At 63.1% G+C, this 24,039-nt stretch carries 28 protein-coding genes; 13 read left to right on the forward strand and 15 right to left on the reverse strand.

Translation table 11 applies throughout. The features are described from left to right. Window positions 1–5: 5 nt before the first annotated feature. The 4 genes from DL1_RS10500 to DL1_RS10515 all read right to left on the reverse strand — a co-directional run bounded on the left by DL1_RS10500 (window position 6) and on the right by DL1_RS10515 (window position 4,414). Window positions 6–1,025, reverse strand: a complete 1,020-nt coding sequence (locus DL1_RS10500) for an LLM class flavin-dependent oxidoreductase (RefSeq protein WP_038066006.1) — start codon at window positions 1,023–1,025, stop codon at window positions 6–8. Between the two features lie 93 nt (window positions 1,026–1,118). Then, entirely contained in the window at window positions 1,119–2,390 is a 1,272-nt protein-coding gene (locus DL1_RS10505) for a bifunctional folylpolyglutamate synthase/dihydrofolate synthase (protein ID WP_038065844.1), read from the reverse strand. Between the two features lie 106 nt (window positions 2,391–2,496). After that, window positions 2,497–3,456 (reverse strand): acetyl-CoA carboxylase, carboxyltransferase subunit beta, encoded by a 960-nt coding sequence (gene accD / locus DL1_RS10510; protein WP_038065847.1) that lies wholly within the window; start codon window positions 3,454–3,456, stop codon window positions 2,497–2,499. A gap of 67 nt (window positions 3,457–3,523) precedes the next feature. After that, window positions 3,524–4,414, reverse strand: a complete 891-nt coding sequence (locus DL1_RS10515; RefSeq protein WP_038065849.1) for a CPBP family intramembrane glutamic endopeptidase — start codon at window positions 4,412–4,414, stop codon at window positions 3,524–3,526. 239 nt (window positions 4,415–4,653) lie between these two features. Here DL1_RS10515 and DL1_RS10520 point away from each other — a divergent pair, with 239 nt between their 5' ends. Then, complete coding sequence (locus tag DL1_RS10520) at window positions 4,654–5,415, forward strand: TSUP family transporter (protein ID WP_038065850.1); 762 nt, start codon at window positions 4,654–4,656, stop codon at window positions 5,413–5,415. Here the strand turns inward: DL1_RS10520 and DL1_RS10525 are convergent. Continuing rightward, window positions 5,412–6,737: a FliI/YscN family ATPase gene (locus tag DL1_RS10525; RefSeq protein ID WP_038065853.1), complete on the reverse strand. Its 1,326-nt coding sequence runs from the start codon at window positions 6,735–6,737 to the stop codon at window positions 5,412–5,414. The two genes, DL1_RS10520 and DL1_RS10525, sit on opposite strands and share 4 nt — an antisense overlap. 83 nt (window positions 6,738–6,820) lie before the next feature. Here DL1_RS10525 and DL1_RS10530 point away from each other — a divergent pair, with 83 nt between their 5' ends. The 9 genes from DL1_RS10530 to DL1_RS10570 are packed head-to-tail and all read left to right on the forward strand — an operon-like array spanning window position 6,821 to window position 11,367. Further along, entirely contained in the window at window positions 6,821–7,207 is a 387-nt protein-coding gene (locus DL1_RS10530; RefSeq protein ID WP_038065855.1) for a FlgB family protein, read from the forward strand. Between the two features lie 2 nt (window positions 7,208–7,209). Next, on the forward strand, window positions 7,210–7,602 hold the full coding sequence (flgC, locus tag DL1_RS10535) for a flagellar basal body rod protein FlgC (RefSeq protein WP_038065858.1): 393 nt from the start codon (window positions 7,210–7,212) through the stop codon (window positions 7,600–7,602). Between the two features lie 17 nt (window positions 7,603–7,619). After that, on the forward strand, window positions 7,620–7,913 hold the full coding sequence (gene fliE / locus DL1_RS10540) for a flagellar hook-basal body complex protein FliE (protein WP_038065859.1): 294 nt from the start codon (window positions 7,620–7,622) through the stop codon (window positions 7,911–7,913). After that, window positions 7,913–8,179, forward strand: coding sequence for a flagellar biosynthetic protein FliQ (locus DL1_RS10545; protein ID WP_038065861.1), 267 nt, complete (start codon window positions 7,913–7,915; stop codon window positions 8,177–8,179). The genes fliE and DL1_RS10545 overlap by 1 nt, the downstream gene beginning before the upstream one ends. Window positions 8,180–8,182: 3 nt before the next feature. Next, the gene (locus DL1_RS10550) at window positions 8,183–8,899 is read left to right on the forward strand and encodes a flagellar hook-basal body complex protein (RefSeq protein WP_038065864.1); all 717 of its coding nucleotides are present in this window, start codon (window positions 8,183–8,185) and stop codon (window positions 8,897–8,899) included. Between the two features lie 15 nt (window positions 8,900–8,914). Beyond that, complete coding sequence (gene flgG, locus DL1_RS10555; RefSeq protein ID WP_038065867.1) at window positions 8,915–9,700, forward strand: flagellar basal-body rod protein FlgG; 786 nt, start codon at window positions 8,915–8,917, stop codon at window positions 9,698–9,700. Further along, a complete protein-coding gene (gene flgA, locus DL1_RS10560) occupies window positions 9,700–10,122 on the forward strand; it encodes a flagellar basal body P-ring formation chaperone FlgA (protein ID WP_051693482.1) in 423 nt (140 codons plus the stop codon). Before flgG ends, flgA begins: the two co-directional genes overlap by 1 nt. Window positions 10,123–10,135: 13 nt before the next feature. Next, window positions 10,136–10,858, forward strand: a complete 723-nt coding sequence (gene flgH, locus DL1_RS10565) for a flagellar basal body L-ring protein FlgH (RefSeq protein ID WP_038065869.1) — start codon at window positions 10,136–10,138, stop codon at window positions 10,856–10,858. Window positions 10,859–10,869: 11 nt separating this feature from the next. Next, on the forward strand, window positions 10,870–11,367 hold the full coding sequence (locus tag DL1_RS10570; RefSeq protein ID WP_038065872.1) for a flagellar basal body-associated FliL family protein: 498 nt from the start codon (window positions 10,870–10,872) through the stop codon (window positions 11,365–11,367). Window positions 11,368–11,383: 16 nt separating this feature from the next. Here the strand turns inward: DL1_RS10570 and DL1_RS10575 are convergent, their stop codons facing one another. The 10 genes from DL1_RS10575 to DL1_RS10620 form a co-directional block, all read right to left on the reverse strand. Further along, window positions 11,384–11,728: a hypothetical protein gene (locus tag DL1_RS10575; RefSeq protein ID WP_038065873.1), complete on the reverse strand. Its 345-nt coding sequence runs from the start codon at window positions 11,726–11,728 to the stop codon at window positions 11,384–11,386. Then, window positions 11,728–12,810 carry an EscU/YscU/HrcU family type III secretion system export apparatus switch protein gene (locus DL1_RS10580; protein ID WP_038065876.1) on the reverse strand — a complete coding sequence of 361 codons (1,083 nt, stop codon included), beginning with the start codon at window positions 12,808–12,810 and terminating at the stop codon, window positions 11,728–11,730. The genes DL1_RS10575 and DL1_RS10580 overlap by 1 nt, the downstream gene beginning before the upstream one ends. Continuing rightward, on the reverse strand, window positions 12,807–13,583 hold the full coding sequence (locus DL1_RS10585; RefSeq protein WP_051693483.1) for a flagellar biosynthetic protein FliR: 777 nt from the start codon (window positions 13,581–13,583) through the stop codon (window positions 12,807–12,809). Before DL1_RS10585 ends, DL1_RS10580 begins: the two co-directional genes overlap by 4 nt. Next, the gene (gene flhA, locus DL1_RS10590) at window positions 13,580–15,667 is read right to left on the reverse strand and encodes a flagellar biosynthesis protein FlhA (RefSeq protein WP_038065879.1); all 2,088 of its coding nucleotides are present in this window, start codon (window positions 15,665–15,667) and stop codon (window positions 13,580–13,582) included. Before flhA ends, DL1_RS10585 begins: the two co-directional genes overlap by 4 nt. Beyond that, window positions 15,664–16,464, reverse strand: coding sequence for a transglycosylase SLT domain-containing protein (locus DL1_RS10595; RefSeq protein WP_038065882.1), 801 nt, complete (start codon window positions 16,462–16,464; stop codon window positions 15,664–15,666). Before DL1_RS10595 ends, flhA begins: the two co-directional genes overlap by 4 nt. Window positions 16,465–16,560: 96 nt before the next feature. Continuing rightward, on the reverse strand, window positions 16,561–18,924 hold the full coding sequence (locus tag DL1_RS10600; protein WP_038065884.1) for a hypothetical protein: 2,364 nt from the start codon (window positions 18,922–18,924) through the stop codon (window positions 16,561–16,563). Beyond that, on the reverse strand, window positions 18,921–19,790 hold the full coding sequence (gene motA / locus DL1_RS10605) for a flagellar motor stator protein MotA (protein WP_038065887.1): 870 nt from the start codon (window positions 19,788–19,790) through the stop codon (window positions 18,921–18,923). Before motA ends, DL1_RS10600 begins: the two co-directional genes overlap by 4 nt. A gap of 62 nt (window positions 19,791–19,852) precedes the next feature. Beyond that, window positions 19,853–20,482, reverse strand: coding sequence for a MotE family protein (locus DL1_RS10610; protein WP_038065890.1), 630 nt, complete (start codon window positions 20,480–20,482; stop codon window positions 19,853–19,855). Further along, complete coding sequence (locus tag DL1_RS10615) at window positions 20,479–20,874, reverse strand: DUF6468 domain-containing protein (RefSeq protein WP_038065892.1); 396 nt, start codon at window positions 20,872–20,874, stop codon at window positions 20,479–20,481. Before DL1_RS10615 ends, DL1_RS10610 begins: the two co-directional genes overlap by 4 nt. Window positions 20,875–20,885: 11 nt before the next feature. Next, window positions 20,886–21,392 (reverse strand): flagellar basal body-associated FliL family protein, encoded by a 507-nt coding sequence (locus DL1_RS10620; protein WP_038066014.1) that lies wholly within the window; start codon window positions 21,390–21,392, stop codon window positions 20,886–20,888. 122 nt (window positions 21,393–21,514) lie between these two features. On the opposite strand from DL1_RS10620, the gene fliF reads away from it, so the two are divergent. From fliF to DL1_RS10635, 3 genes are read left to right on the forward strand one after another with little or no spacing between them, the layout of a single operon-like run. Next, complete coding sequence (fliF, locus tag DL1_RS10625; RefSeq protein ID WP_038065895.1) at window positions 21,515–23,167, forward strand: flagellar basal-body MS-ring/collar protein FliF; 1,653 nt, start codon at window positions 21,515–21,517, stop codon at window positions 23,165–23,167. Further along, window positions 23,167–23,763: a FliH/SctL family protein gene (locus DL1_RS10630; protein ID WP_038065897.1), complete on the forward strand. Its 597-nt coding sequence runs from the start codon at window positions 23,167–23,169 to the stop codon at window positions 23,761–23,763. The genes fliF and DL1_RS10630 overlap by 1 nt, the downstream gene beginning before the upstream one ends. Next, entirely contained in the window at window positions 23,756–24,037 is a 282-nt protein-coding gene (locus DL1_RS10635; protein WP_038065900.1) for a FliM/FliN family flagellar motor switch protein, read from the forward strand. Before DL1_RS10630 ends, DL1_RS10635 begins: the two co-directional genes overlap by 8 nt. The last annotated feature ends 2 nt before the right edge of the window (window positions 24,038–24,039 follow it).

A 24,039-nucleotide genomic window follows, 5' to 3' on the forward strand; every position in this document is an offset into this window, starting at 1 on the left:
GCTGGTCAGCCAAGCAGGTCGCGCACGCGGGGCGCAACCTTGGTGCCATATAGCTCAATCGTCTTGCGCAGGGTCGCCGGGTCTTGCTGGCCTGCGGAGTATTTCAGCGTGAACCGCGTCAGATCGAGCGCCTTGATGGTGCTGGCGATCTTGGCCGCGACCGTCTCGGGGCTGCCGACATAAAGCGATCCATGCGCGATCTCGGCCTCGAACTGCTCGCGGCGCAGGGGCGGCCAGCCGCGCGACGCACCGATCATCGCATGCATCTTCTGATAGCCCGGGAAAAACTCGTCTTGGGCCTGTTGGTCAGTCTCTGCGATATGGCCGGGCGAATGAACGCCGATCACGCCCGGTTTCGTGCCGAGCTGCTCATGGGCGCGTTTGTAGAGATCGACAAGCGGGGCAAACCGCGCCGCATCGCCGCCGATGATCGCGAGCATCAGGTTCATTTCCATCGCAGCCGTCTCGATCACCGATTGAGGACTGCCGCCCACTCCGCGCCAGACCCGCAGCGGCTGCTCGGGGCGCGGATGCACGGTGACGGATTTCAGCGGCGGGCGGAACCGGCTTTCGAAGCTGACCTTTTCCTGCGTCACAAGCTGATGGAACATCTGGGATTTTTCTTCGAACAGGACCTCGTAATCATCAAGCGCGAGACCGAAAAGCGGGAAGCTCTCGGTAAAGGAGCCCCGGCCGATCGTGACTTCGGGGCGTCCCGGCGCCAGCGCATCAAGCGTGGAAAACCGCTGAAACACCCGGATAGGATCGTCTGATGAGAGAACGGTGACCGAGGTGCCGACCCGGATCTTCTCGGTCCGCGCGAGAATGGCGGCCATGATCGGCTCCGGCGTCGAGATCGCGAAATCGGGACGGTGATGCTCACCCAGCCCGATGTAATCCAGCCCGACCTGCTCGGCCAATTCGCCCTCGGCCAGCGTGTCGCGGATTACCTGCGCAGGGCTACGCAGCCCGTTTGCGTCGCGGGTAATGTCTCCGAACGTGTCGATGCCGAATTCGATCAAGATGCGTCTCCTTTTGTCTCTGCGCCACAAGGTAATGTCTGGGCGCGCCGGGGCGAACCCCAAGCCTGCGCACAAGAGGTGAGCGCATGTGCAGGATCAGCCGTTTTCCTGCAGCACCCGGCCCGCAAGATAGAGCGAACCGCAGATCAGCACCCGCGCCTGCGGGTCGCGCGCCACGATGGTGGCCAGCGCCATGCCCACGGAGGCGGAGGGTGCCGCAGACATCCCCACGGCTTCTGCGGCGGCCGCTGTCGTCTCGGCGGGCAGCGTATTGGCCTCTCCGGGGATCGACACGGCAAAGAGCCCCGCCGCATGGGCCGCCAACGGCTTTAGATAGCCCGTCACATCCTTGGTGTTGAGCATGCCGCAGATCAGATAGGTCGGGCGCTGCGGCAATCGCGCAAGCGTCTGGGCCAGCATCTCGCCCGCCGCCGGATTGTGCCCGCCATCCAGCCAGATCTCGGCCTCGGGGGCTGCTTCTGGCAGCGGACCTTGGCGCAGGCGCTGCATGCGCGCGGGCCATCGTGCGCGCGTCACCGCCGCCTCGCAGGCGCTCTCATCAAAGCCCAACTGGCGCAGCGCCGCCAAAGCCGCCCCCGCGTTGAGCACCTGATGCGGCCCGGGCAGGTTCGGCAAAGGCAGATCGAGCAGCCCGGTTTCATCCTGAAAGATCAGCCGCCCCCGCTCTTCCCAGACCTGCCAGTGCTGGCCGTGCGCTGCAATCGGCGCGCCCAGCTTTTGCGCACGCGCCTCGATCACCTCGAGCGCTGGCTCTTGCTGCGGCCCCACGATGACCGGCACGCGGCGCTTGAGGATGCCCGCCTTTTCGCCCGCGATCTCGGGCAGGGTCTCGCCAAGAAATTGCTGATGGTCGATCGAGACCGGCGTGATGATGGTGAGCGCGGGGGTCTCGATCACATTGGTCGCATCGAGCCGCCCGCCGAGGCCGACTTCGAGCAGGGTGTAATCGGCCTCGACCCGCGAAAAGGCCAGAAACGCCGCAGCGGTCGTCACCTCGAAAAAGGTGATCGGCGCGCCATCATTGGCCGCTTCGCATTCATCGAGGATTGCCGCGAGATCGGCCTCGGGGATCAGAGAGCCCGCCAGCCGGATGCGCTCGTGGAACCGGGCGAGATGGGGCGATGTATAGGCATGCACGCGCTGGCCCGCCGCCTCGAGACCCGCGCGAATCATCGCCTGAGTCGAGCCTTTGCCATTGGTGCCCGCGATGTGGATCACCGGGGGGATCTTGCGCTCGGGATGATCGAGCGCGGCCAGCAAGTGCTCCATCCGGTCGAGCGAGAGGTCGATCACCTTCGGGTGCAGCCCCATCAGCCGTGCAAGGATCTGGTCGGAAGCGTCGGACATGGCCGGACCTGTCATGAAAGAGGGAGCTCGGGCACCGAGGGGGCGCAACCCCCTCTTCGGCTACCGCCGAATTCACGCCTGGGATATTTGGATCAAGAGGAAGAGATCAGGTCTTGGCCTCATCACCCTCCAAGACCTCGGGCGCCGGTTCCGGCGCGGGGACGACGGGTTCAACCTCAGGTGGGGCGGGCGCGGGCAAATCGCCTGCTACAGCCGGGGGCATGCCCATTAGCATGCGCAGGATCGTGACGAGTTCCTCACGCATTTTCATGCGGTGAGTCACCCGGTCGAGCATCCCATGATCAAGCAGATATTCGGCGCGCTGGAAGCCCTCGGGCAGTTTTTCGCGGATCGTCTGTTCGATCACGCGCGGCCCGGCAAAGCAGATCAGCGCATTGGGTTCGGCGATTTGCACATCGCCCAGCATCGCATAGGAGGCCGTGACCCCGCCCGTCGTCGGGTGGGTCAGAACCACGATATAGGGCAGGCCTGCCTCTTTGAGCATCTGCACCGCAATCGTGGTGCGCGGCATCTGCATGAGCGACAGGATGCCCTCTTGCATCCGCGCCCCGCCGGCTGCCGAGAACACGATGAAGGGGCGTTTGAGTTTGACCGCGCGCTCTGCCCCCGCAAGGAAGGCATTGCCCACATACATGCCCATCGAGCCCAGAATGAAGGAGGCGTCCTGACAGGCCGCGACCACGGGCGTGCGCCCGATCTCACCTTCGGCGACCAGCATCGCCTCTTTTTCGCCGGTGGCGCGTTGGGCGGCCTTCATCCGGTCGGGATAGCGTTTCTGGTCCTTGAAATGCAGCGGATCGGCAATCGCTTCGGGGACCTTCACCTCGGAGAAGACGCCGCCGTCAAAGAGCGCTCCGAAGCGCTGGCGCGGCGTGATCGCGAGGTGGTGATCGCAATTGGAGCAGACATTAAGATTGTCCGACAGTTCGCGGTGGAACAGCATCGTCCCGCATTCGGGGCATTTCGTCCAAAGATTCTCGGGCGTATCGCGCCGTGAAAATAACGAGTTGATCCGTGGGCGGACGTAATTGGTGATCCAGTTCATCGGGTGGCCCCTGAGCTGTTCTGATGTGGCGTTGGCCTGAGATAGCGACAGCTTAGGGGAATTGCAATCAGACCCGCAAGATCAGCCGGATCACAAGCCAACTTATGAACAAGGTGAGCGCATCGACCAGCAGCCACGGCACAAGCACGGCGGCATCGCGGGCGTTGATCACGATGGTGTAGAGCGCCAGCCCGTCGAGATCGCCGTAAAAGCCCACAAAGAGCATCGAGGTGGCGTTGTTGACGAGATGGAGCACGAGGGCGGCTCCGAGATTGCCCGTTCGCGCGGTCAAATCGGCCGCGAGGCAGCCGAACGCGAAGGCCCAGAGCACCAGCAACCATGCGCTGCTGCCAAATCCCGCACTGTCGTAATGCAGCAGGCCAAACAAGGCGGAGGGCACCCCCATCCACACCCAGCGGCTGCGCCAGCGCGCGCCGAGTTGCTGCAACAGGTAGCCGCGAAACAGAACCTCTTCGGCAGAGATCTGAATTGCCAGCATCGGCAGCGACAGGGGCAACCACGCCAGCATGATCGCCAGCGGCGTCGAGCGCCCGACATTGCCATCAAAAAGCGCCAGCGCCGCGCAAACCAACCCGGCACCCAAGACGCTGGGAAAAACCGCGCGCGCCGAGCGCCACGCACCGGGGCCAAGGAGGGTCACGGCAGAGCGCCTGTGCCACCACCGGGTCACAAAGATCACGCCACATAGAAGCGGCAGAAAGCTGGACAGAAGGATGACAAGCCCGCGCGGACTGGAACCGGATGCGATCTCGCTGAGTAGCCGCGTCAAGTGCCGTGGCGCTACGGCTTGCCCCAGCACGATCAGCAATGCCCAGCTCGCAACAAGGTAGATTGCTGCGATGAAGACGAGCCCGAGCAGGGTACGCGATATCTCGCAGCGCGCCTGCGCGGGCCTCACATAGGCCGCCAACCCGGAATAGCGGGCCGCGCCGATCACGGGCGGCTCCCGGTCGCGCGCGGCGACGGGCGGCGTGTCGAAAGCAGGTCTTGCATCGTCAATCCTTGTGCGGGGTCAATCCTTGTGCGGGCGGGGCCTCGTGCGGGTGGGCCCTCATGCGGGCAGGGCCCGGGTTGGCTCCAGATAGCCCCAGCCCCGCGCGCGAAGCAACCGTGCAGACTTTACAACCGGCGCGATTGCAGAGAGGAAGCGATCGGGATCATCGAGGGAGACGGCGCATGTTCGAGCTTGGCTATGAGTTGGTCGCGATGCTGATACTCGCGGCATTTGTGGCCGGTATCGTTGATGCGATCGCCGGAGGCGGCGGGCTGATCACCGTGCCCGCGCTCTTGCTCGCCGGCGTGCCGCCGTTGCAGGCGCTGTCGACCAACAAGGTGCAGGGCACCTTTGGGGCTGCGACCTCGGCGCTGTCCTATGCGGCCTCGGGGCGGGTCGATCTGCGCAAGCAATTGCCCGCCGCTGCGGTCTCGTTTCTGGGCGGGCTGGCCGGTGCCTTGCTGGTCTCGGTCATCCCGACCGATAGCTTGCAAAACGCCCTGCCCTTCGTGCTGATCGCGATCGCTGCCTTCTTCGCGCTGCGCCCCGGGCTGGACGATACCGACCGGGTCGAGCGGATCAAACCGGCACTTTTCACCGCCACTTTCGTGCCGCTGATCGGGTTTTACGACGGGCTGATCGGACCGGGAACCGGCTCCTTCTTTATGATCGGCTTCGTGATGCTGGCAGGCTATGGCGTGTTGCGTGCGACCGCCCATACCAAGCTTCTGAATTTTGCCTCAAACATTGGCGGGCTCGTGGGGTTCATTGCCATGGGATCGCCGCTTTGGGCTTTGGGGCTGGCGATGGGCGTGGCGCAGATCGCCGGGGCGCGACTTGGGTCGCTGCTGGCCATGCGGATCGGCGCGCGGCTGATCAAACCGCTGCTGGTGGGGACATCCTCTTTGCTGGCGATCAAGCTGATTTGGGATCGGTTTCTCTAAAGTTTGGCTTGGCTAAGCACGTCAGATAGCTGTGAAAAACTATCGGCCGTGCCCATTGGTGCTGGCGCTGCAAGGAAGCTGTCCAGATCGCGCCAGACCCTGATCGCAGCGTCAATCATCTGATCCGATCCTGGCGCATAGAGGCCAGCCTGAATCATCATCTCCGCGCGATCATAGGCGCCCAGAAGCGCACGGGCCTGTCCGATCAAATGGTTCTCCTCGGGGCTAGCCGCATCAGGCAGAGAGCGCGAGACCGAGCGCAGCAGATTGATCGCCGGAAAGCGCCCGCGCTCTGCGATTTCGCGCTCCAGAACGACATGGCCATCCAGCACACCGCGCAGGATATCGGCCACGGGTTCGTCCATATCCGAACCGGCCACCAGCACCGAGAAGACCGCCGTGATGTCGCCCGCCCCCTCAAGCCCGGGCCCTGCACGTTCGCCCAGCGCCATGATCTGATAGGAGGTCGAAGGTGGATAGCCGCGCAGGCTTGCAGGCTCTCCCCCCGCCAGCGCGACTTCGCGATGCGCCTCGGCAAAGCGGGTCACCGAATCTGCGAGAAACAGCACATGGCGGCCCTGATCGCGAAAATGCTCTGCCACGGCCATTGCCGCCCATGCGCAACGCCTGCGCACCAGCGGTGATTGATCCGAGGTCGCAGCGACAATCACCGCCCGCGCCATCCCTTCGGGGCCGAGCGTTTTTTCGACGAATTCGCGCAGCTCGCGCCCGCGCTCGCCGATCAGCGCGATCACCACGATATCGGCCTGCACGCCGCGCGCGAAATTCGCCAGAAGCGATGATTTCCCGACACCAGAGCCCGCAAAGAGGCCGATCCGCTGGCCGCGCACCAAGGGCAAAAGTGTGTCGAATGCCGCCATTCCGGTCGTCAGCCGCGCCCCCAGACGCTTGCGCCGGGCCGCCGCAGGGGGTGCCGCGCGCAGGCCGCGCTCCACCGGGCCCTTCGCCAGAGGCCGACCGTCGAGCGCCGTGCCGAACGGATCGACGATGCGCCCGATCCAGCTGTCATCGGGCGAAATGGCACCTTGGTTTTGCAAGGCAACCTCGTCGCCGATGGCCACACCATCCGCCGCCCCGTCGGGCAGCAGGCTGAGCGAGCCGCGCGCGAGCGACAGCACCTCCGCCCCGATCTCGCGCCCGGTGCTGCATCTGATCCGGGCGCGGTCCCCCAAAGTCGCGCTTTGGGTCAGACCGCTGACCTCAATGATGCCCTGCCCCACCTGCGTCACCCGACCGATGGGTTGGGCGATGCTCAACGTGCGCAGCTCGGCGCGCAGCGTGTCGAATCCTGTGAAAGCCAATCTGCCTCTCCCGATGTTCTCGCAACGTTTTCTTAAGTGATTCGCCCTTAAGGCTTGGTTGATATCTCGGAGGAGAAGCCCCGGTGTTTGAGAAACTTGAAACATTACAGATGGCCAGTGCGATGGCAGTGCATGCCTCCGCCCGGCAAAATGCGGTGGCGCAAAACATCGCGAATGCGGACACGCCGGGCTACATGGCCCGCGACCTGCCCGCATTCTCAGAGCTGTATCAAAGCGAGGCAGCCTCGGGCATGCGTTCGACCCGCGCGGGCCATATCGGCGCCGATCACAGCGTCACGGTCGGGCTGGCGGATCGCGCCAATCCCGGGGTGATGTCGCCCAATGGCAATGCCGTCTCGCTCGAAGACGAAATGGTCAAGGCGATTGATGTGAAACGCCAGCACGATCAGGCCCTCGCGATCTACAGATCCACAATGACCGTCCTGCGCGCCTCACTCGGGAGGGCTTGATCATGGGAGATTTTTCCAGCGCCCTGAGCAGCTCTGCCTCCGGCATGAAAGCGCAAGCGATGCGCCTGCGCCATGTATCTGAGAACATCGCGAATACCGACACGCCCGGCTATCACCGCAAGACCGCCGCGTTCGAGCAGGTCTTCGATGGCGGCACGCGCACCGGAGAGGTGACGCTCGGATCCGTCCAGCTTGACCGGCGAGAGCTCTCTCGCATCTACGACCCCGGCCACCCGATGGCCGATGAAACCGGCTACTACAACGGCTCTAATGTCGATCTGGTGGTCGAAATCGCTGACGCGCGCGAAGCGCAACGCAGCTACGAGGCGAATCTCAAGATGTTCGATCAGGCGCGGCAAATGTCGTCGTCCCTGCTCGAGTTGCTTCGCCGTTAACAAAGAGGACTTCCAGAATGGATTTCAACACCTCTCTTGCATCGCAAAGCTATGCCAACGCCCGCGCCGCTGCGGCCCCGCAGTCGCAAGCGGCCGGGCAGGCTGGCTCTGCGTTCTGGCAAGTTGCCGGCTCCTTTGCAGAGACGCTTCAACACGGTGAGGAGACCGCGAAAGCCGCGATGACCGGCGGCGCTGATCCGCATGCGCTGGTGCAGGCGCTCGCCCAGACAGAGCTGGCCGTCGAGACCGCCGTGACCGTACGCAACAAGGTCGTCGAGGCCTATCAGGAAATTCTCAGGATGCCGGTCTGATGCAGGAAGCCGTCTTCTTCGACACGCTGCGGCAGGGCCTTTGGATCGCCGTGATGATCTCGGCCCCGCTGCTGGGTGTCGCCCTCATCGCAGGCGTCACCATCGGTCTCTTTCAGGCGCTGACCTCGGTGCAGGAAATGACGCTGACCTTCGTGCCGAAGGTCGGTGCGATGCTGATCGTGTTCTGGGTGTCGATGTCATTCATGTCCGATGCGCTGGTCGATTTCTTCACCCAGACGCTCGTGCCTTTGATTGCGGAGATCTGACCTATGGACAACTCCATCTATGCCGCGTTGAACCGCCAGTCCGGCTTGATGCAGGAAATGCGCGTCGTGGCCAACAATATCGCCAATGCCTCAACCACCGGGTTTCGCCGCGAAGGGGTGATCTTCGCAGAGCATGTGGCCGCGCTGCAGGCGCAGGAACCCTCGCTGTCGATGGCCGATGCGCGCGGGCGTGAGATCGATCTGACGCAAGGCGGGCTCACCCAGACCGGCAATGCCTTTGACTTCGCCATTGAGGGCGAGGGGTTCTTCATGATCGAGACCCCGCAGGGCAACCAATTGACCCGCGCGGGTAGCTTCATCCCCTCCCCCGAAGGCGAGCTGCTGACACCCGATGGCTACCGTCTGCTTGATCCGGGTGGCACGGCCATCGCGGTGCCCGGCGGGGTGGGTGATATCGCCCTTGCCCCCGACGGCACGCTTTCGGCCCAGGGCAATCCGATTGCTCAGGTCGGGGTGTTCCTTCCCACCGATCCAGCCGGGCTGCGCCATGTCGGCGGGACCCGCTTCAGCACTGAGGCCGGGGCAGAACCGGTCGAGCAGGCCACGCTTTTGCAGGGATATCGGGAGGAGTCGAATGTCGATCCGATCACCGAGATTTCCCGCATGATCGAGGTCCAGCGCGCCTATGAGCTGGGCCAGAAATTCCTCGACCGAGAGGATGAACGCATCCGCGGCGTCATCACGACGCTGGGTCGCTAACATCAGGAGACAGCCATGCGCGCCCTTCAAATCGCAGCCTCGGGAATGAGTGCCCAGCAAATGCGGGTCGAGGTGATCTCGAACAACCTCGCGAACATGTCGACCACGGGCTACAACACGCGGCGCGCCGAGTTTGCCGATCTGCATTATCAGCAAATGACGCGACCCGGCACGATCAATGCCACCGATGGCACGCAAATCCCGGCGGGCGTGCAGCTTGGTCTGGGCGTGCGTCCCACTGCGGTGACGGTGACGCTGGCGCAGGGCTCGCTCACCGCCACGGGCGGCGATCTGGATGTCGCGATCGACGGGAGCGGCTATCTGGAGATCACGCTGCCGTCGGGGATCTCGGCCTATACCCGCGATGGCGGTCTCAAACGCTCGGCTGACGGGCAGGTTGTGACGTCGGACGGCTTTCCAGTCGTGCCGAATATCACGATCCCCGCAGATGCCCGCGCCATCGCGATCAATGCCGATGGCGAGATGTATGCCTATTTCAATGATCAGGTGCAGCCGCAGCTTCTGGGGCAGTTCACGCTGGCGAACTTCACCAATGAAAAAGGTCTTGAGGCGATCGGGTCGAACACATTTCTGGAAACCGGGGCCTCCGGTCCGCCGGTGGTCGCCACGCCGGGACAGGACGGGCTGGGCACGCTGCGGCAGGGCTATCTGGAGGAAAGCTCTGTCGATCCCGTCCGCGAAATCACCGAGTTGATCAAGGCGCAACGTGGCTATGAGCTCAACGCCAAGGTGATCACCGCCGCCGACCAGATGCTCGGCGCAACGACTCAGGTGCGCTGATGTTACGCCTCACCCTGTGCTGGGCCCTTTGTGCCGCAGCGACACCCGGATGGGCCGAGCAACTGGTCGCGGCGCGCACGATCCGCGCGCAAACCGTGCTGGCAGCCGAGGATGTTCAGGTCGAACCGGGCACGCGTGCAGGCACGTTTACAGAGCCCGCAGAGGTCGTCGGACTTGAGACGCGCGTCACGCTTTATGCCGGGCGCCCGATCCGTATCAGCGATCTCGGCAAGCCCGCCATCGTAGAGCGCAACCAGTTTTTACCTCTCATCTTTCTCAAGGGCGGGCTGACGATCCGCACCGAGGGGCGCGCATTGGAGCGCGCCGGGATCGGCGAGACGATCCGCGTGATGAACGCCGCCTCGAAAGCCACCGTCAACGCCCGGCTTGCCAAGGACGGCGCCGCTTATGTCACCCAGTGAGGAGACCCATGCCATGAAACTGCGCGCGCTGCTTTTGGTGCTTGCGATGGCGTCCTGCGGGCGTCTCGAGAATGTCGGAAAAGAGCCGGGCTTCACGCCTGTGGAAAGCGGCAACGAGTTCTTCGCGATGTCGAGCGTGGCAATGCCGGTCGAGATAGAGCGGCGGCGCCCCACGCAGGATGCCTCGCTTTGGTCGGGATCGCGCAACTCGCTTTTGGGCGACCGGCGCGCCGCCCAGCGCGGGGATATCATGACGGTCGTTATCGAGATCGACGACAAGGCAGAGATTTCCAATTCCAGCGGACGGTCGCGCTCGGGCTCGGAAAGCCTTGGCATCCCCTCCTTGCTGGGCATTCCGCAACGTCTGGACAAGGTGCTGCCAGACGGGGCCTCGATGGCTGATGCGGTCTCGACCAATTCCAGCTCATCCTATCGCGGGGACGGCTCTGTCTCGCGCAATGAAAAGCTCACTCTGCGCGTCGCGGTTACCATCATCGAGACGCTGCCAAACGGCGTCTTGCGCATCCAGGGCAGCCAAGAGGTCCGGGTGAATTACGAGGTGCGTGAGCTGGTGGTAAGCGGCTTTGTCCGGCCCGAGGATATCAGCCGCCAAAACGAGATCACCTATGACAAGATCGCCGGCGCCCGGATTTCATATGGCGGGCGCGGCCAGATCAGCGACGTGCAGCAGCCGCGCTATGGCCAACAGATCACCGATATCCTGCTGCCATTCTAAGGGGACGTTCGATGGGCAAACTCATACCGATTCTCCTGGCGCTTGTCGGGCTCGCGGGGGGTGGCGGGGCGGGCTATTTCCTGCGCCCGCCCCCGCCCGACCCCGAGGCGCTGGCCGAGTGCGGACCGGTGCAGACCGATCACGATCTGCAAAGCTTGCCCCCGGGCGAAGAAGAAGGCGAAGCCACCACGGAATTTGTCAAACTGAACAACCAATTCATCGTGCCCGTCGTGACCTCTGGCAAGGTAAGCTCGCTTGTGCTCCTGTCGCTTGGCCTTGAAGTCCGGGTCGGTGGGACCGAGGCCGTCTATCGCGCCGAACCCAAACTGCGCGATGCATTCCTGCAAGTTCTGTTCGACCACGCCAATGTTGGTGGCTTCGCCGGTGATTTCACCGGCGCGGCCACGATGGATCGGCTGCGCATGTCTCTCCGCGAGACCGCACAAAGCATCCTTGGCGACCAAGTGATCGCTATCCTCATCTCGGACATCGTGCGTCAGGACACCTGAGCACGCCGCACCCCGCCTAAGGGTTTTGCCGTTTCGCAAGTTTGACAAGTGCCGCGTGCCGCCCCACGGCGCGCGCAGCCGCATCGCGGGCGCCCTCAAAGCGAGGGGCGCCCGCTTTGAGTTCGTCTGTAATCTGCTCCGTCCGGTTGTGCACAAAGGTGTCAAAGCGCGCAGCGGCAATGGCGGTCTCAGGACTGGCCGCCGCAGATTTTCGGGCGCTGCGTTGCTCTGCGGCCAAAGCCTCGCGCTGCGCCTCGATTGCCTGACGCTCGCGCGCGAGCGCTGCAAACCCGCTCAGCGCCACCATCCGATGTATCTGCGCCAGATCCGTGAGGCGGCTGAGTTGGCGGCGCTTGTTCATCATGATCTCCGACGGCCCGCCCGCGCGCGCATCTTCTCGGCAAAGCGGATCGCTGCGGCCACGGGCTTGTAATGTTCGGGCCGGATATCCTCGCCGACCTCAACCACGGCATAGAGCGCACGCGCGGTCGGTGGATCGGAATGAATCGGCACGCCTGATTCCGCCGCGATCTCGCGGATCCGTGCGGCCAGCGCATCCATGCCTTTGGCCACGCAGGTCGGCGCGCGGCCACTTTCGCGATCCCATTTCAGAGCCACGGCATAATGCGTCGGGTTGACGATGATCACATCGGCCTGAGCCGCATTACGCAATGTCTGACCTGTCGCAATCTCGATACCGCGTTGGCGACGCTGGCCCTTGAGATGCGGATCGCCTTCTGATTGCTTCATCTCATCCATGAGTTCCTTGCGGCTCATCCGGTTGCGGCGCAGAAAATCGGCACGCTGCCAGAAGTAATCGACCGCCCCCATCAGGGCCGCGAGCCCCGTGACAAGTGCGAGAAATTCGACGATCATCTCCATCAGCATCCCGCTGGACTGCCCCGGAGACAGACGCTGGCTCACGAGGATCTCGTCCAATTTGGCCCGCAGATAAAACGCCAGAACGACCGAGATCACGATGAGCTTCACCGTGCTTTTCGCGAATTCGAACAGACCGTTGCGTCCGAATTTCTGCACGGCATTCGCCATTGGATTGATGCGGCTGAGCTTGGGTTGCAGCTTCTCGGGGGCGGCCACGATGGCGCGCTGCGCCCAATAGGCGACCAAGGCGGCAATCAGCGGCCCCAGCAGGAACGGAGCGACCGGCGCGAGCATCGAGAACATCGCGCCCATCCCCAAAGCGCTCCCGCCCGAAAAAATGGTTTTCGACAGGCTGTCGGCGCGATCGAGCATCACCATTGCGCGCGACCCGAACTGCTCAAGCGCGACATGCCCCACGGCAGCGATCGCAAGCAGGAAGCCGCCATAGACCGCCGCCACCGCGATTTCGCTCGAGCGCACAAGATCGCCCTTCCGGCGGGCCTCTGTCAGCTTGTGCTCGGTCGGTTCATATTCCTTTTCGGCGGCGTCTTCCTCACTCATGGAGGCACCACGAACGGGTTGCCCAGAAAGTCGCGGATCGCCTCATGCCACAGGACGATCCCGCCGGGCAGCGCGATGGCCAAAAGCATCAAGCCACCCGCCGTCAGCGCAGGCGCCCCGACGAAAGCGACCATAAGCTGTGGCATCGCACGGTTGATCGCGCCAAGGGCCACATTGTAAATCAGGCCAGTAATCACGAAGGGTGCGGCGATCATGAAGGCCAGCACGAAACTCTGCGCGATCCCCGAGACGCCCCACATCCGCAACGCGCCGGCATCGGGCCACGCCCCTGCGGGGAGCACATCGTAAGAGCCGATCAGAAACGCGGTTAGATGCACGGCAAATCCCAGCTTCATCAGCAAAGCAATGGCCGCGATCAGCAAGAGGTTTCCCACGGCGGGCTGCGGCTCGCCGCCCATCCCGCCAAGCAGTTGCGACAGCGATGTCGCCTGCGCGGCAATCGTCCCCGCCACCTGAAGCGCGAACACGAAGGCGCGCAGCCCCAGCCCAAGAAACAGCCCGATCATGAGCTCAGAGAGCATCCAGAACGGTATGCCCTCACGGCTGCGCAAGGGGGCCAGATCGGTCGCAAGCGCGGGCATCACGAGCACGGTAAGGCCCAGCGCGATCATGGTTTTGATGCGCGCCGGCACGGCTTGCTCTCCAACGCCCGGGGCGAGCGCCACCAGACCGCCCACGCGCAATAGCACCACGAAGCCCAGAAACAGCGCGGCCCGACTGCCATCGAGAAGCTGCACGAGCGCCTCGGTCATGCGGCCACCATCCCGACCATCGCGGGGCGCGCGTCCAATCCGATCTCTTCAAAGCTGAGCACCGGGGCCGCGATCCCTTTCGCGCTGAGCACCGTGCGCAGAAACCGCCGCCGCCGTCCCGATGCGACCAGCGCTGGGAAGATCCCGCTTTGCCCGGCCACGGACAGCCGCTCGGCGATATTGCCCGCCAGCCGATTGAACATCTCGGGCGGCAAGGCAACATCACCCGCCCCGCGCTCCCCGACCGTATAGGTGCCGAAGGTCTCCTCCCATTCGGGCGCCAGTTGAATGAGCGGGATCGTTCCATCTTCGCGGCGCAGCTCTGCCACAAGCTGAAAGCCCAGCCGTTGCCGCACATGTTCGCAGATCGCCTCGGGCGTCGGCAGGCTGCGCACCTCCGCGATCGCTTCGATGATCAGCAAAAGGTTGCGGATCGACACCCGTTCCTCAAGCAGCAACCGCAACACTGCAAGAAGCAGATCGACCGGCACCTTGTCAGGGACGAGTTCCTCGAGCACGCGGCGATTGGCTTGGGCACGAGCGGGATCCGAAAGGTTGACCACCTCGTCGAGCAACCGCCGCAAGGCCCGCTGTGTCATCAGACGCGCGAAATTCGCCTTGATCACCTCCAGCAGATGGGTGGCCAGAACTTCGGTCGGGCTGACAACGGTCGAGCCCGCCAGAGCCGCCTCTTCCTGCGTGTCCGCCGACACCCAGCGCGCGGGCGCCTGAAAGACCGGCTCGCGCACCTCGGGCCCTTCGGGCAGGATCTCGCGATTGTCGGCGATCAGCGCCAGAACGCGCTCCGGGTAAAGCCGGTCTCGCGCCTGCTCGACGCCCTGAATGCGGATCCGGTAGCCGCCCGGCCCAAGCGTCGCATCGTCGGTCAGCCGGATCTCAGGGAGGATCAAGCCAAAATTCGTAGCCACATGGTTACGCATATTCGAAATCCGCGCATCCAGCCCGGTGGCCGGGTCCAGAGCCATCGCGACCAGATCCGGCGAGAACTCGACATGGATATCATCGACATCGAGCATATCGCCGAGCGACTTTTTCGGAGCGACTTTTTCTGGCGCGGGCATCTTCATCGCCTCGCGCCGCAGCCGCGCCCGCTCGTTCCGGGCCAACATATAGGCAGCCCCGCCCAAGATCGTAGCGCCCAGCATGAAGGGGACGAAGGGCAGCCCCGGCACCAAGCCAAAGAGCCCCATCAAGATGCCGACCGTCGCAAGGGCTGGAGGGTATTTGCCCAATTGACGGAACATCTCTAGATCGGTGGAGCCCTTCGCCCCGCCGCGCGACAGCAAAAGCGCTGAGGCAATCGAGATGATCACGGCCGGGATCTGGCTCACCAACCCATCGCCGACCGTCAGGATCGCATAGGTTTCCAGCGCGCGCCCAATCGGCATTCCGTGGACCGCCGTCCCGATGATCAGCCCCATCACGAGGTTGAGCATGGTGATCAGCAAGCCCGCCACAGCGTCGCCCTTGACGAATTTCGACGCGCCATCGAGCGAGCCGAAGAAGGTGGTCTCGGCCTGCTCGCGTTCGCGCCGCTCGCGCGCTTCGGCGTGATCGATCGCGCCCGCATTCATATCGCTGTCGATCGCGAGCTGCTTGCCTGGCATCGCATCAAGCGCAAAGCGTGCGCCGACTTCGGCCATCCGGCCCGCGCCCTTGGTGATCACGATAAAATTCACGATCAGGATCACGCAGAACACGACAAGCCCGATCAGGACCGAGCCGCTCATGATGAAATTCGCGAAGCCTTCGATCACGTCCCCAGCGGCGCCTGTGCCAGTATGCCCCTCGCCAATGATCAGCTTGGTGGAGGTGACGTTGAGCGAGAGGCGCAGCATCAGCGAGCCAAGCAGGATCGTCGGGAAGGCCGAAAAATCCAGAGGGCGCTCGATGAACAGCGTAACCGTGAAAATTAGGATGGCGAGCGCGAAGGATGTCGCAAGGCCGACATCGAGAACCCATGCGGGCACGGGCAGGATCATCATCACGATGATCGCCATCAGGGCCAGCGCAAGAAGGATCGTGGGCTGAAAGATCCGGCGCAGGGTCAAGCTCGGCGTCATTTCTCTGCACGCCGTGCCAGAGCGGAGGCGAAAAGCGATGCGCCCGCGGCATGGCCAAGCCGTGGCGTCGCGCTCTCATCGCGGATCAGGAGAGGGTAGCTATTCGCACGGCGCGGCGGCACCACCGGGTTTTGCGCCGAGACGATATCGGGAATTTCAGGGATGTCCGAGAGATCCTGCGAGGAACGTGTGGGCGATATCGCCGCTGTGTCTTGGATCCGCGCTGGCCGCAGCTGCGCCATGTTCCTATCTTCCTCGATGAAGCCTTCACGCAGGCTGGCGAACCGTTTTGAATAGCGGTCGGCATGTATCTTGGTGCGCGAATGAAAGGCACCGGCGGCCTGCGTCCAATCGCCCAATTCTTCATATAGCTCGCGAAGGAAACGCGCGGCGTAGCGCCCGTTGGCAAGCGGATCGAACATTTCCTCGATCGATGCGAACTGATCGCCATGCCATTTGAAATTGATCTGAAAGCAGCCGACATCGAAGCTCCGCGCGCCGCGCTTATATTCACGAAACACATAGCGCAGAGCCTCATCACGGGTGTCGAACCAATGCCCAGCCCCTTCCATATTCACCGTCCAGGGCCAGGGCCGAAAGGTGCCGTCGCGCTTGCGTCCGGTTTCCGTGAGCGAAATCGCTTTGAGCACAGAGATCGGCACTTTCGTCTCACCTGCGACCAGCTCGGCGGTGCGTTCACACATCGCGGCAGTGTCCAACGAGCGGGCATGCACGAGACGCATCGGCATGACCAACAGCGCGCCGATCAGACAAAACGCAAGACAGATCTGTTGCATTGGGTTCTCCCTTGGCGACGCAATTCATGCTGTCTGAAGGGTTAAGGGCAAAACCTTTAGATTGTGTTTTCAGCCTCTGAGAAAGGTCGCGATTGGCTATTGATTTGCCGCGATTTCATTGCCCACCATTCCCTCGGAAGGTGCCGCCACCTGCGTCGGCCCCAGTGCATTGAGGACATCGGCCAGCAATTCCCGCTCCTTGCGACTCGCCGCGATCAAGCTTTCTGCGCGTTCCAGCGGACCTGCGGGCGGAGGCGCGGCCTCGGCTGTGTCTGCGTCTGCAGCAAACGTCGCGACAAAGGCCTTTTCCGGTGCACTGCCATGTTGTTTCACGTATTCCCAATTGCCATCGCGCCAGGCTTCTCGCGTGGCACGTTCGGCCTCTCCCGCATTCGCGAAATAGTTTAGCGCGGCGGCGTGATCCCCGATCCGCGACATCGCCGAGGCCCGCATAGCCGTCACTTCAGCCCCTTCAAGCCCCTCAAGATAGGTCAGAGCGGCGGCGGCATCGTTCTCCTGCAAAGCGACTTGCGCCAACAAAAAGCGATCCGTGTCGTTCAAAGCCTCCGCCCTCGTCAGAAGGGTTTTGGCTGATGCAGCAAATCCCAAAGCCGTCAAACGCTCCGCAAGCGTCGCGCGCACCTCCGGATCTGCGCCTGCAGCAATCGCGGCCTCGCGATGCGCAAAAAAGGCACGCGTGAATCCGTCATCCTCGGGGAGTTTGCCAAGAAGCATCGTGATCTCCGACAGTGTCTGCGCACGCAAATCTTCTTCGGCATCCGCAGGCCAATCCGCAAGCAAACCATATCCCTCATCAAACGCGCCAATTGATGCATGGCCGAGAGCCGCCGCGCGCAGCAAGCGGCGCCCGATCGGCGTGCCTTGCAATTCGAAAGCAAGCGAGCGGGCATTCTGCATTGTGGCCTCATCGATCGGCTGGCCTGCAGCGAGCCGCGCATCCACGAGAAGGAGGAGTGCTTGCGCGGCATGCGGACCGTCCTCGGCCACGACAGAGCGCAGCGCGGGTTCCGCATCGGGCGCGCCCTCATCAAGCTCGATCTGCGCGTCGACCATCTCAAGCGCGGCCTTGTCATCTTGCGAAACGCGCGACAGGGCCGGACGCAGCGCATAGGCCACATCCGACGCCCCCATCGCGATCAGGCGCGCGACAAGATCGGGGCCGACCGTGTGGCGCAGCTCCGGCGAGAGCGCGAAATAGGCCCGCTGAACAGCTGCGAAATTCACCTGATCTTTCTCCGGCAGAGGGTCTGCGCCAAGCACCGCCCAAAGCGCCACATCCCCGTCGCAACTTGTCATCTGAGCGAAGCGCGCGGTGCGGCTCTCTGGCCGTTCATCGAGAATGTCGGACAGGTAGAACAGCGAGTCGCGCGCGGGATCCTCGGTGGCCAGCTCGCGCAACAACGCCCGCGCCTCGGCGCCGAAACCGAACGCAAGAAAAGTGCGGGCGAGCTGGAGAACCTGCACCTGATCCGGCCTGTCAAACTCCCCAAGCAAGGCGCGGCGTCCGTCACCGATCTGAGTGCTCACATCGCTCTCCCCGCGCCAGGAGCCGACAGCGAAGAGCGCATCAGGGGCGCAGCGCAGACCCGTCTTCGTGGTTTGTGACCCGGCATTGCGAAGATGCTCTGCCTGATCCACCGATGTTTCGGATTTGAACGCGATATGATCTCGCGGCAGATGGGATGTTTCGGTGGGCTCAGCGACTAGCGCCTGAACCTCCTTGCCCGGATCCCGGTCGGGCCGAGTTGGCAATTCCGGCAGTTCAAGCTCAATCAAGCCCTGCGAGGCTGCGCGCCCCAACTGCTTGATCAGATTGGACTGGACCGCGGCCACCCGCGAATCGGTCTGCGCGATCTCCGGCAGGGCAAGCGGCGCATCTTGAGGGGGTGCAATCGGGTCATTTGCGGGGCTTGGATCTGGCGCGGACCGCTCGGCCCAGTAAAGATCTAGATGCTGCTCACCGATCTTGACCGGCTGTCGGGTGACGCGTTCGGTTGGCGCCTCGCTTGCAGCGGCGGATGGGACCGGTGAGGCCGCAGTTCGAGCGGACCGTTCAAGCGCGGCCGGGCGCGGCTGGGGGCGAATCTGGTCGCTGTAGAAATCGACGACCACCCCGCCACCGGCAAGAGCGAAGGCGGAATATCTCACCCCCTTGGCCGTTCGAATGAGTACCGTCCCCGGATCAACCCCGGTTTCCAGATCGAGCACCCGATCGCGCGGGATTCGTCGGAAGACATCCTGCATCTGAAACTGCGGATCGGGCGCATCCGTCGCAAGGCGAAAACCCCGATTGGTTTCTTCGATCTCCCACTGCGCATTGGGCGGCACCATAAAGACAAGCCGCGTGAGGGCCTCATGCTCTCCCGAAAGCACGTTGATCCGCGCCGCCTGAGCGGGCGCGGCAAGCAAGCACAGCAAAACGAGTGCCCGCAGCATCATGCCGCCTCCGTCTTCACGCTTTTGAGCGCCTCTTCGAGTTCAGAGAAGCTCGGGCGAATGTGATGCGGGGTGTTCTGCCGCCCCACCTCGATGCAGATATTTGTCGCGTGATTATGCAGATTGGCGACAAGCACTTCACGGATCAGCTTGTAGAAATGGCTGTCCTCGTCGATCACCGATTTCATACGGGCGGCAAAGGGGGCGATGAACCCGTAGGCGAGAAACACGCCAAGGAATGTCCCCACCAAGGCACCACCGATCATTTTCCCCAGAATTTCTGGGGGTTGATCAATTGAGGCCATCGTCTTGATCACACCCAGAACCGCCGCGACGATGCCAAGTGCGGGCATTGCGTCGGCCACGGATTGCATCGCATGCGACGAGTGCATCGCGTGGTGATAATTCGCCTCGAGCTGCTTATCGAGCACTTCTTCGACCTGCATCGGATCATCGTAATTCATCGATGCGGAGCGCATCGTGTCGCAGACGATTTCAATCGCCTCGTGATCGTGGAGGATCCTGGGATACTTGCCGAAAATCGACGAGCTTTCAGGCGCTTCGATATGTTCTTCGATCGCGACCGGGTTCTGCCGCGCCAGTCGGATCAGCTCAAAGAGCAGACATAGCAAATCGCGATAATCGCCGGGCTTCCATTTCGGCCCCTTGAAGACCTTTCCGATATCCTTGAGCGTATGTTTAATCGCGGCCATGTCGTTGGACAGCACGAAGGCTCCGACCGCCGCACCGCCGATCATGATCATTTCAAACGGAAGGGATTTAAGGATAATCCCCATCTTTCCACCCGCAGCAACGTAGCCTCCAAAGACCATCGCGAAGATGATGACGATACCGATGATGCCGACCATGAAACTATCTCCAAATCCGAGCTGCACTCTCGCAGAAGAGGCTTAAGAAAGGCCTGATCGCTTCATTCTTTCGGGGCGCCGGCATTGCGACCGGCCATCAAAACACTGATCGTATAGGCAGATTTGGGATCGAGGCTTGAAAGCACCGCCGCCGCCGCCTCGGGACGCATCCGCCCCAAAAAGCCTGCCGCAAATTCCGGGGACATCTCTTCGAAAAGCGGGGCGGCCTGTTTTGGCTTCATGTTCTCGTAAAGCGTCACGAGGCGCGCGACGTCCTTCTCGGCGGCCTGATCCGCGATCGTGACGGTCTGCGACAAAGCCTCTTCGGCGGCGCGCAGTTCCGCAAGCCGCGCCTCAAGTCGGGTCTGGGCAATCGACATGGCCTGTTCACGATCCAGCAAAGAGCCCTCGCGGTCGGCCAGGGTCTCCTCGCGGCTTTGCAGCTCCGCATGAAGCGCCATCAGCCCGGGCTCAGTCACACATTCGCCCGCCGTTTGCTCCGCCGCGTCCGCGCTTTCGGTCTGGCGGGCAATCGCACTGCCCCCCGCTTCCACAAGGCGCAGCACCCCGGAGCTTACAAACAGACCCGCGATGATCCAAAGGAGGCCCCGCCCGAGGCGGCGGCGAAGGCCCCGGGCCTTCTTTTGACCCGAACGCTTGGTATCGGTTGTGGCGCGTGCAGCCGTCTTCATTCTGCCGCCTCCAGATCGATATCGCGCAGGCGTCGGCGCAGCACGCGACGACGCGGCTCAGGCTCAGGCGTCACCTCTGGCGTCGCGACGGGGGCCGGTTCAGGCTCCGAGGGCAGGTCATGCAAAGAGGCAAGCAGGATTTCGAGTTTTTCCGCCCCCGCCTCCGCACGTTCGGTAAGCGCGCGCAGCTCGGTTTCCGAATGGGCCGCCGTTGCCTGCGCTTTTTGCAGGGCCCGCGTCATGTCATCGACCTGCGCCGAGAGCACGGCAATCGCACCCCCCATCCCGCTTTCAAGCTGATTGAACTGCTTGAGACGCCGGGCCAAGACAAAGCAATAGCCTGCCGCCACCAATGCCGCGAGGGCGAGAATGATATCCGAGATAAGCTGCATTTTCGTCTCCCTCAATTCAGCACGAATTCGATGACCAGAAGATCGCGCACCCGGCCCTCGCCGGTCACGATCTGCACCCGTCGCAGCATCTGCGCGCGCAGGCGCATCAGGGCAGACGAATCTTCCAGCATGGCGGTATCGACCGCGCGCAGATAGCCGTTCAGCACGTCCATCACCCGTGGCTTGAGCATCTCGACATCGGATTGATAGGCGACCGGAACCTCAAGCTGGGCGACGAATCGCAGATGGCGCGCGCCGTTTCCGGCCAGATTGATTGTCATCGGATCGAGCGCCACGAAGGCAATTTCCGGCAAGGCTGAAGGCGCGGCCTCTGGCGTGTGCTCTTCGGCATCCGCCGCGCCCTCTGGCACAGGCGGGGCAAGAATCATCCCCGAATAGACTGCGAAGAAACCGCCGCCACCAAGCAGCAGCATAAGCACCACCCCGATCAACAGCGGAAGCTTGGACTTTTTCTTCGGCGCTGCATCGGCAGCACCGGTCATATCAATGTCAGCCATGGTCTCACCGATTTCTTCGATGCAAGCAGTCATAACCCGAAACCGACTAACCGATTGTTAAGCGCCTTCGTGGAAAGTGAGTGCACGCGACGGGGCAGAACGCCCGCTCAAGGAGGTGCGCTTTGCAACAGCTACTCGGTGTCTGGCAGGCTCTGGATCTGCGCAAAAGGATCATCGTGAGCCTCGCAACTGGGGCCATGTTCGCCGCGATTCTCGCGATCTCCTCAATGGCATCGAAACCCTCGATGAGCCTGCTTTTCGCCGGGCTTGGCGGATCGGAATCAGGTGAGGTCGTAAGCGCGCTGGAACAAAGGGGAGTTGCCTACGAGGTGCGTGGCGACGCGATTTTCGTGCCCGCCGCGCAACGCGATGCCCTGCGCATGACGCTGGCCGCCCAGGGTCTGCCTGCCGGGGGATCGGCGGGCTACGAGCTGCTGGATTCGCTTTCCGGTTTCGGGACGACGTCGCAGATGTTCGATGCTGCCTATTGGCGCGCGAAGGAGGGCGAATTGGCACGCACGATCGCCGCCTCTCCGGCGATTCGTTCAGCGCGCGTGCATATCGCCCATCCCACCAACCAGCCCTTTCGCAAGGATTTGGCGCCCAGCGCATCGGTTACGGTGACAGGAACCGGCGGGCCGATCGGGGCGGAACAGGCCAAGGCGCTGCGCTATCTCGTCGCCTCCGCCGTGACCGGGATGAGCCCCGACGCCGTCTCGATCATCGATTCCACCCGTGGATTGGTCGCCTCGAGCGAGGATAGCTCTGCGCAGGAGGGCGCGGATGAGCGCGCCAAGGCGCTCAAGGAGAATGTCGAACGTCTGCTCGCCGCGCGCGTGGGCGCGGGCAATGCGGTGGTCGAGCTGTCCGTCGAGACGATGAACGAACGCGAGGCGATCACAGAGCATCGCTTCGATCCCGAGGGCCGCGTCGCGATCTCTACCGATACGGTCGAGACGACGAAACAATCCGATGCAACACAGCCCGCAGCGGTGACCGTCGCCTCGAACCTGCCCACAGGGGACGCGGCAGATGGCGGGAAGTCGCAAAGCCAAAGCTCTGAGACGCGCGAGCGGACGAATTACGAAGTGTCCGAGACCCGTCGCGAAGTGCTGCGCACCCCCGGCGCGATCAAGCGCCTCAGCGTTGCAGTGCTCGTTGACGGGGTCACCACGCAAAACTCCGATGGGACGACCTCTTGGGCCCCCCGCTCAGAGGCAGAACTGGCAACGCTCAAGGAGCTGGTCTCTTCCGCGGTGGGTTTTGATGCAGAGCGCGGCGATGTGATCACCTTGCAATCGCTGCAATTCGAATCCCTTCCCGAGCAAGGCACCTATGCCGGGGCAGGCGCGCTTGGCGGCATGTCCTTCGATCTCACGCAGATCATCCAGATCGCCGTTCTGGCACTGGTCGCACTTGTGCTTGGGCTTTTCGTCGCCCGGCCGATCCTGACGCAGCAGCCCGAATCCGCCGCAAGGGGGCTGCCCGCGCCCGAACCAGAGAGCGCCTCGGATCGGCCCACCGCGCTGACCGGCGAGATTGCCGATGACGCGATGCCCGAGATGAACATGCAGGTGGTCTCTGATTTCGACATGAGCGATCTGCCGATGGGGGTGGCCGGAGATTTCGATCTTGGAGACTTCAGCGGCATTGGCGCTGAAAGAGCACTGGAGAGCGACCCGGTCACGCGGCTGAAGAAGCTGATCGAAGCCCGGCAAGCCGAATCGGTCGAGATCTTGCGCAACTGGATGGATGACAGCGAGGAGAAAGCCTGATGGCACAGCGCCTGAAACTCGAGTCTTTCGAGCAACTCCCCGCCGAAGAGGAGATGGTCGAGCTGGATCCCGTCGCCTTCGAGGAGGCCAAACTTGCCTCCTTCGAGACCGGGTATCAGGCCGGCTGGGATGATGCGGTGGCCGCCCAAAATGCCGAGACGGCGCGGCTGCATGCCGATCTGGGGCGCAATCTTCAGGCACTGTCCTTCACCTATCACGAGGCGCGGCAGCACATGCTCGATGCGATTGAGCCGCTTTTGACTGAAATCTGCGCCACGATCCTTCCAGCGATGGCGCGCGACGCGATCCCGGGCCTAGTGGCGGACCAGCTGATGCCGCTTGCAGAGGCCCGGACTCTGACACCGATCACCATCGTCGCCCATCCCGAGGCTTTGACGCAGATCGAGGAGATCTTGCGCAGATGCGACTCCCTGCCGCTTGTCTACACCTCGGAGCCCAGCCTCGATACGGGCCAAGTGCTTCTAAAATTTGCCGAAGGTGAGACCCGTATCGACCTGAGCGAGGCGCTTGCGCGCATTTCCCAAACCCTTGCCACCTGTTTCCAAGCCCCCGCCGAGGAGAGCCACAATGACTGACGCCCCTGCCGAGACAACCGGAACCAATCCGTTCAGCCAGGTGCCGATCGAAATCACGATCTCTGTCGGAAAGGCGCGCCCGCTGGTGCGCGACATGTTGCGGCTGCAGCGCGATTCCGTCTTGCCACTGGATCGCCGGGTCGATGATCCGGTCGAGCTTTATGTCGGCGATAAGCTGATCGCGCGGGGCGAGCTGACCGAGGTCGAGGGTGACCCGAACGGGCAGCTTGCCGTGCGGCTGACCGAGGTTGCCGATCTGCAAAACGGATTGTGAGG

The organism is Thioclava dalianensis, assembly GCF_000715505.1.
GTDB lineage: Bacteria > Pseudomonadota > Alphaproteobacteria > Rhodobacterales > Rhodobacteraceae > Thioclava > Thioclava dalianensis.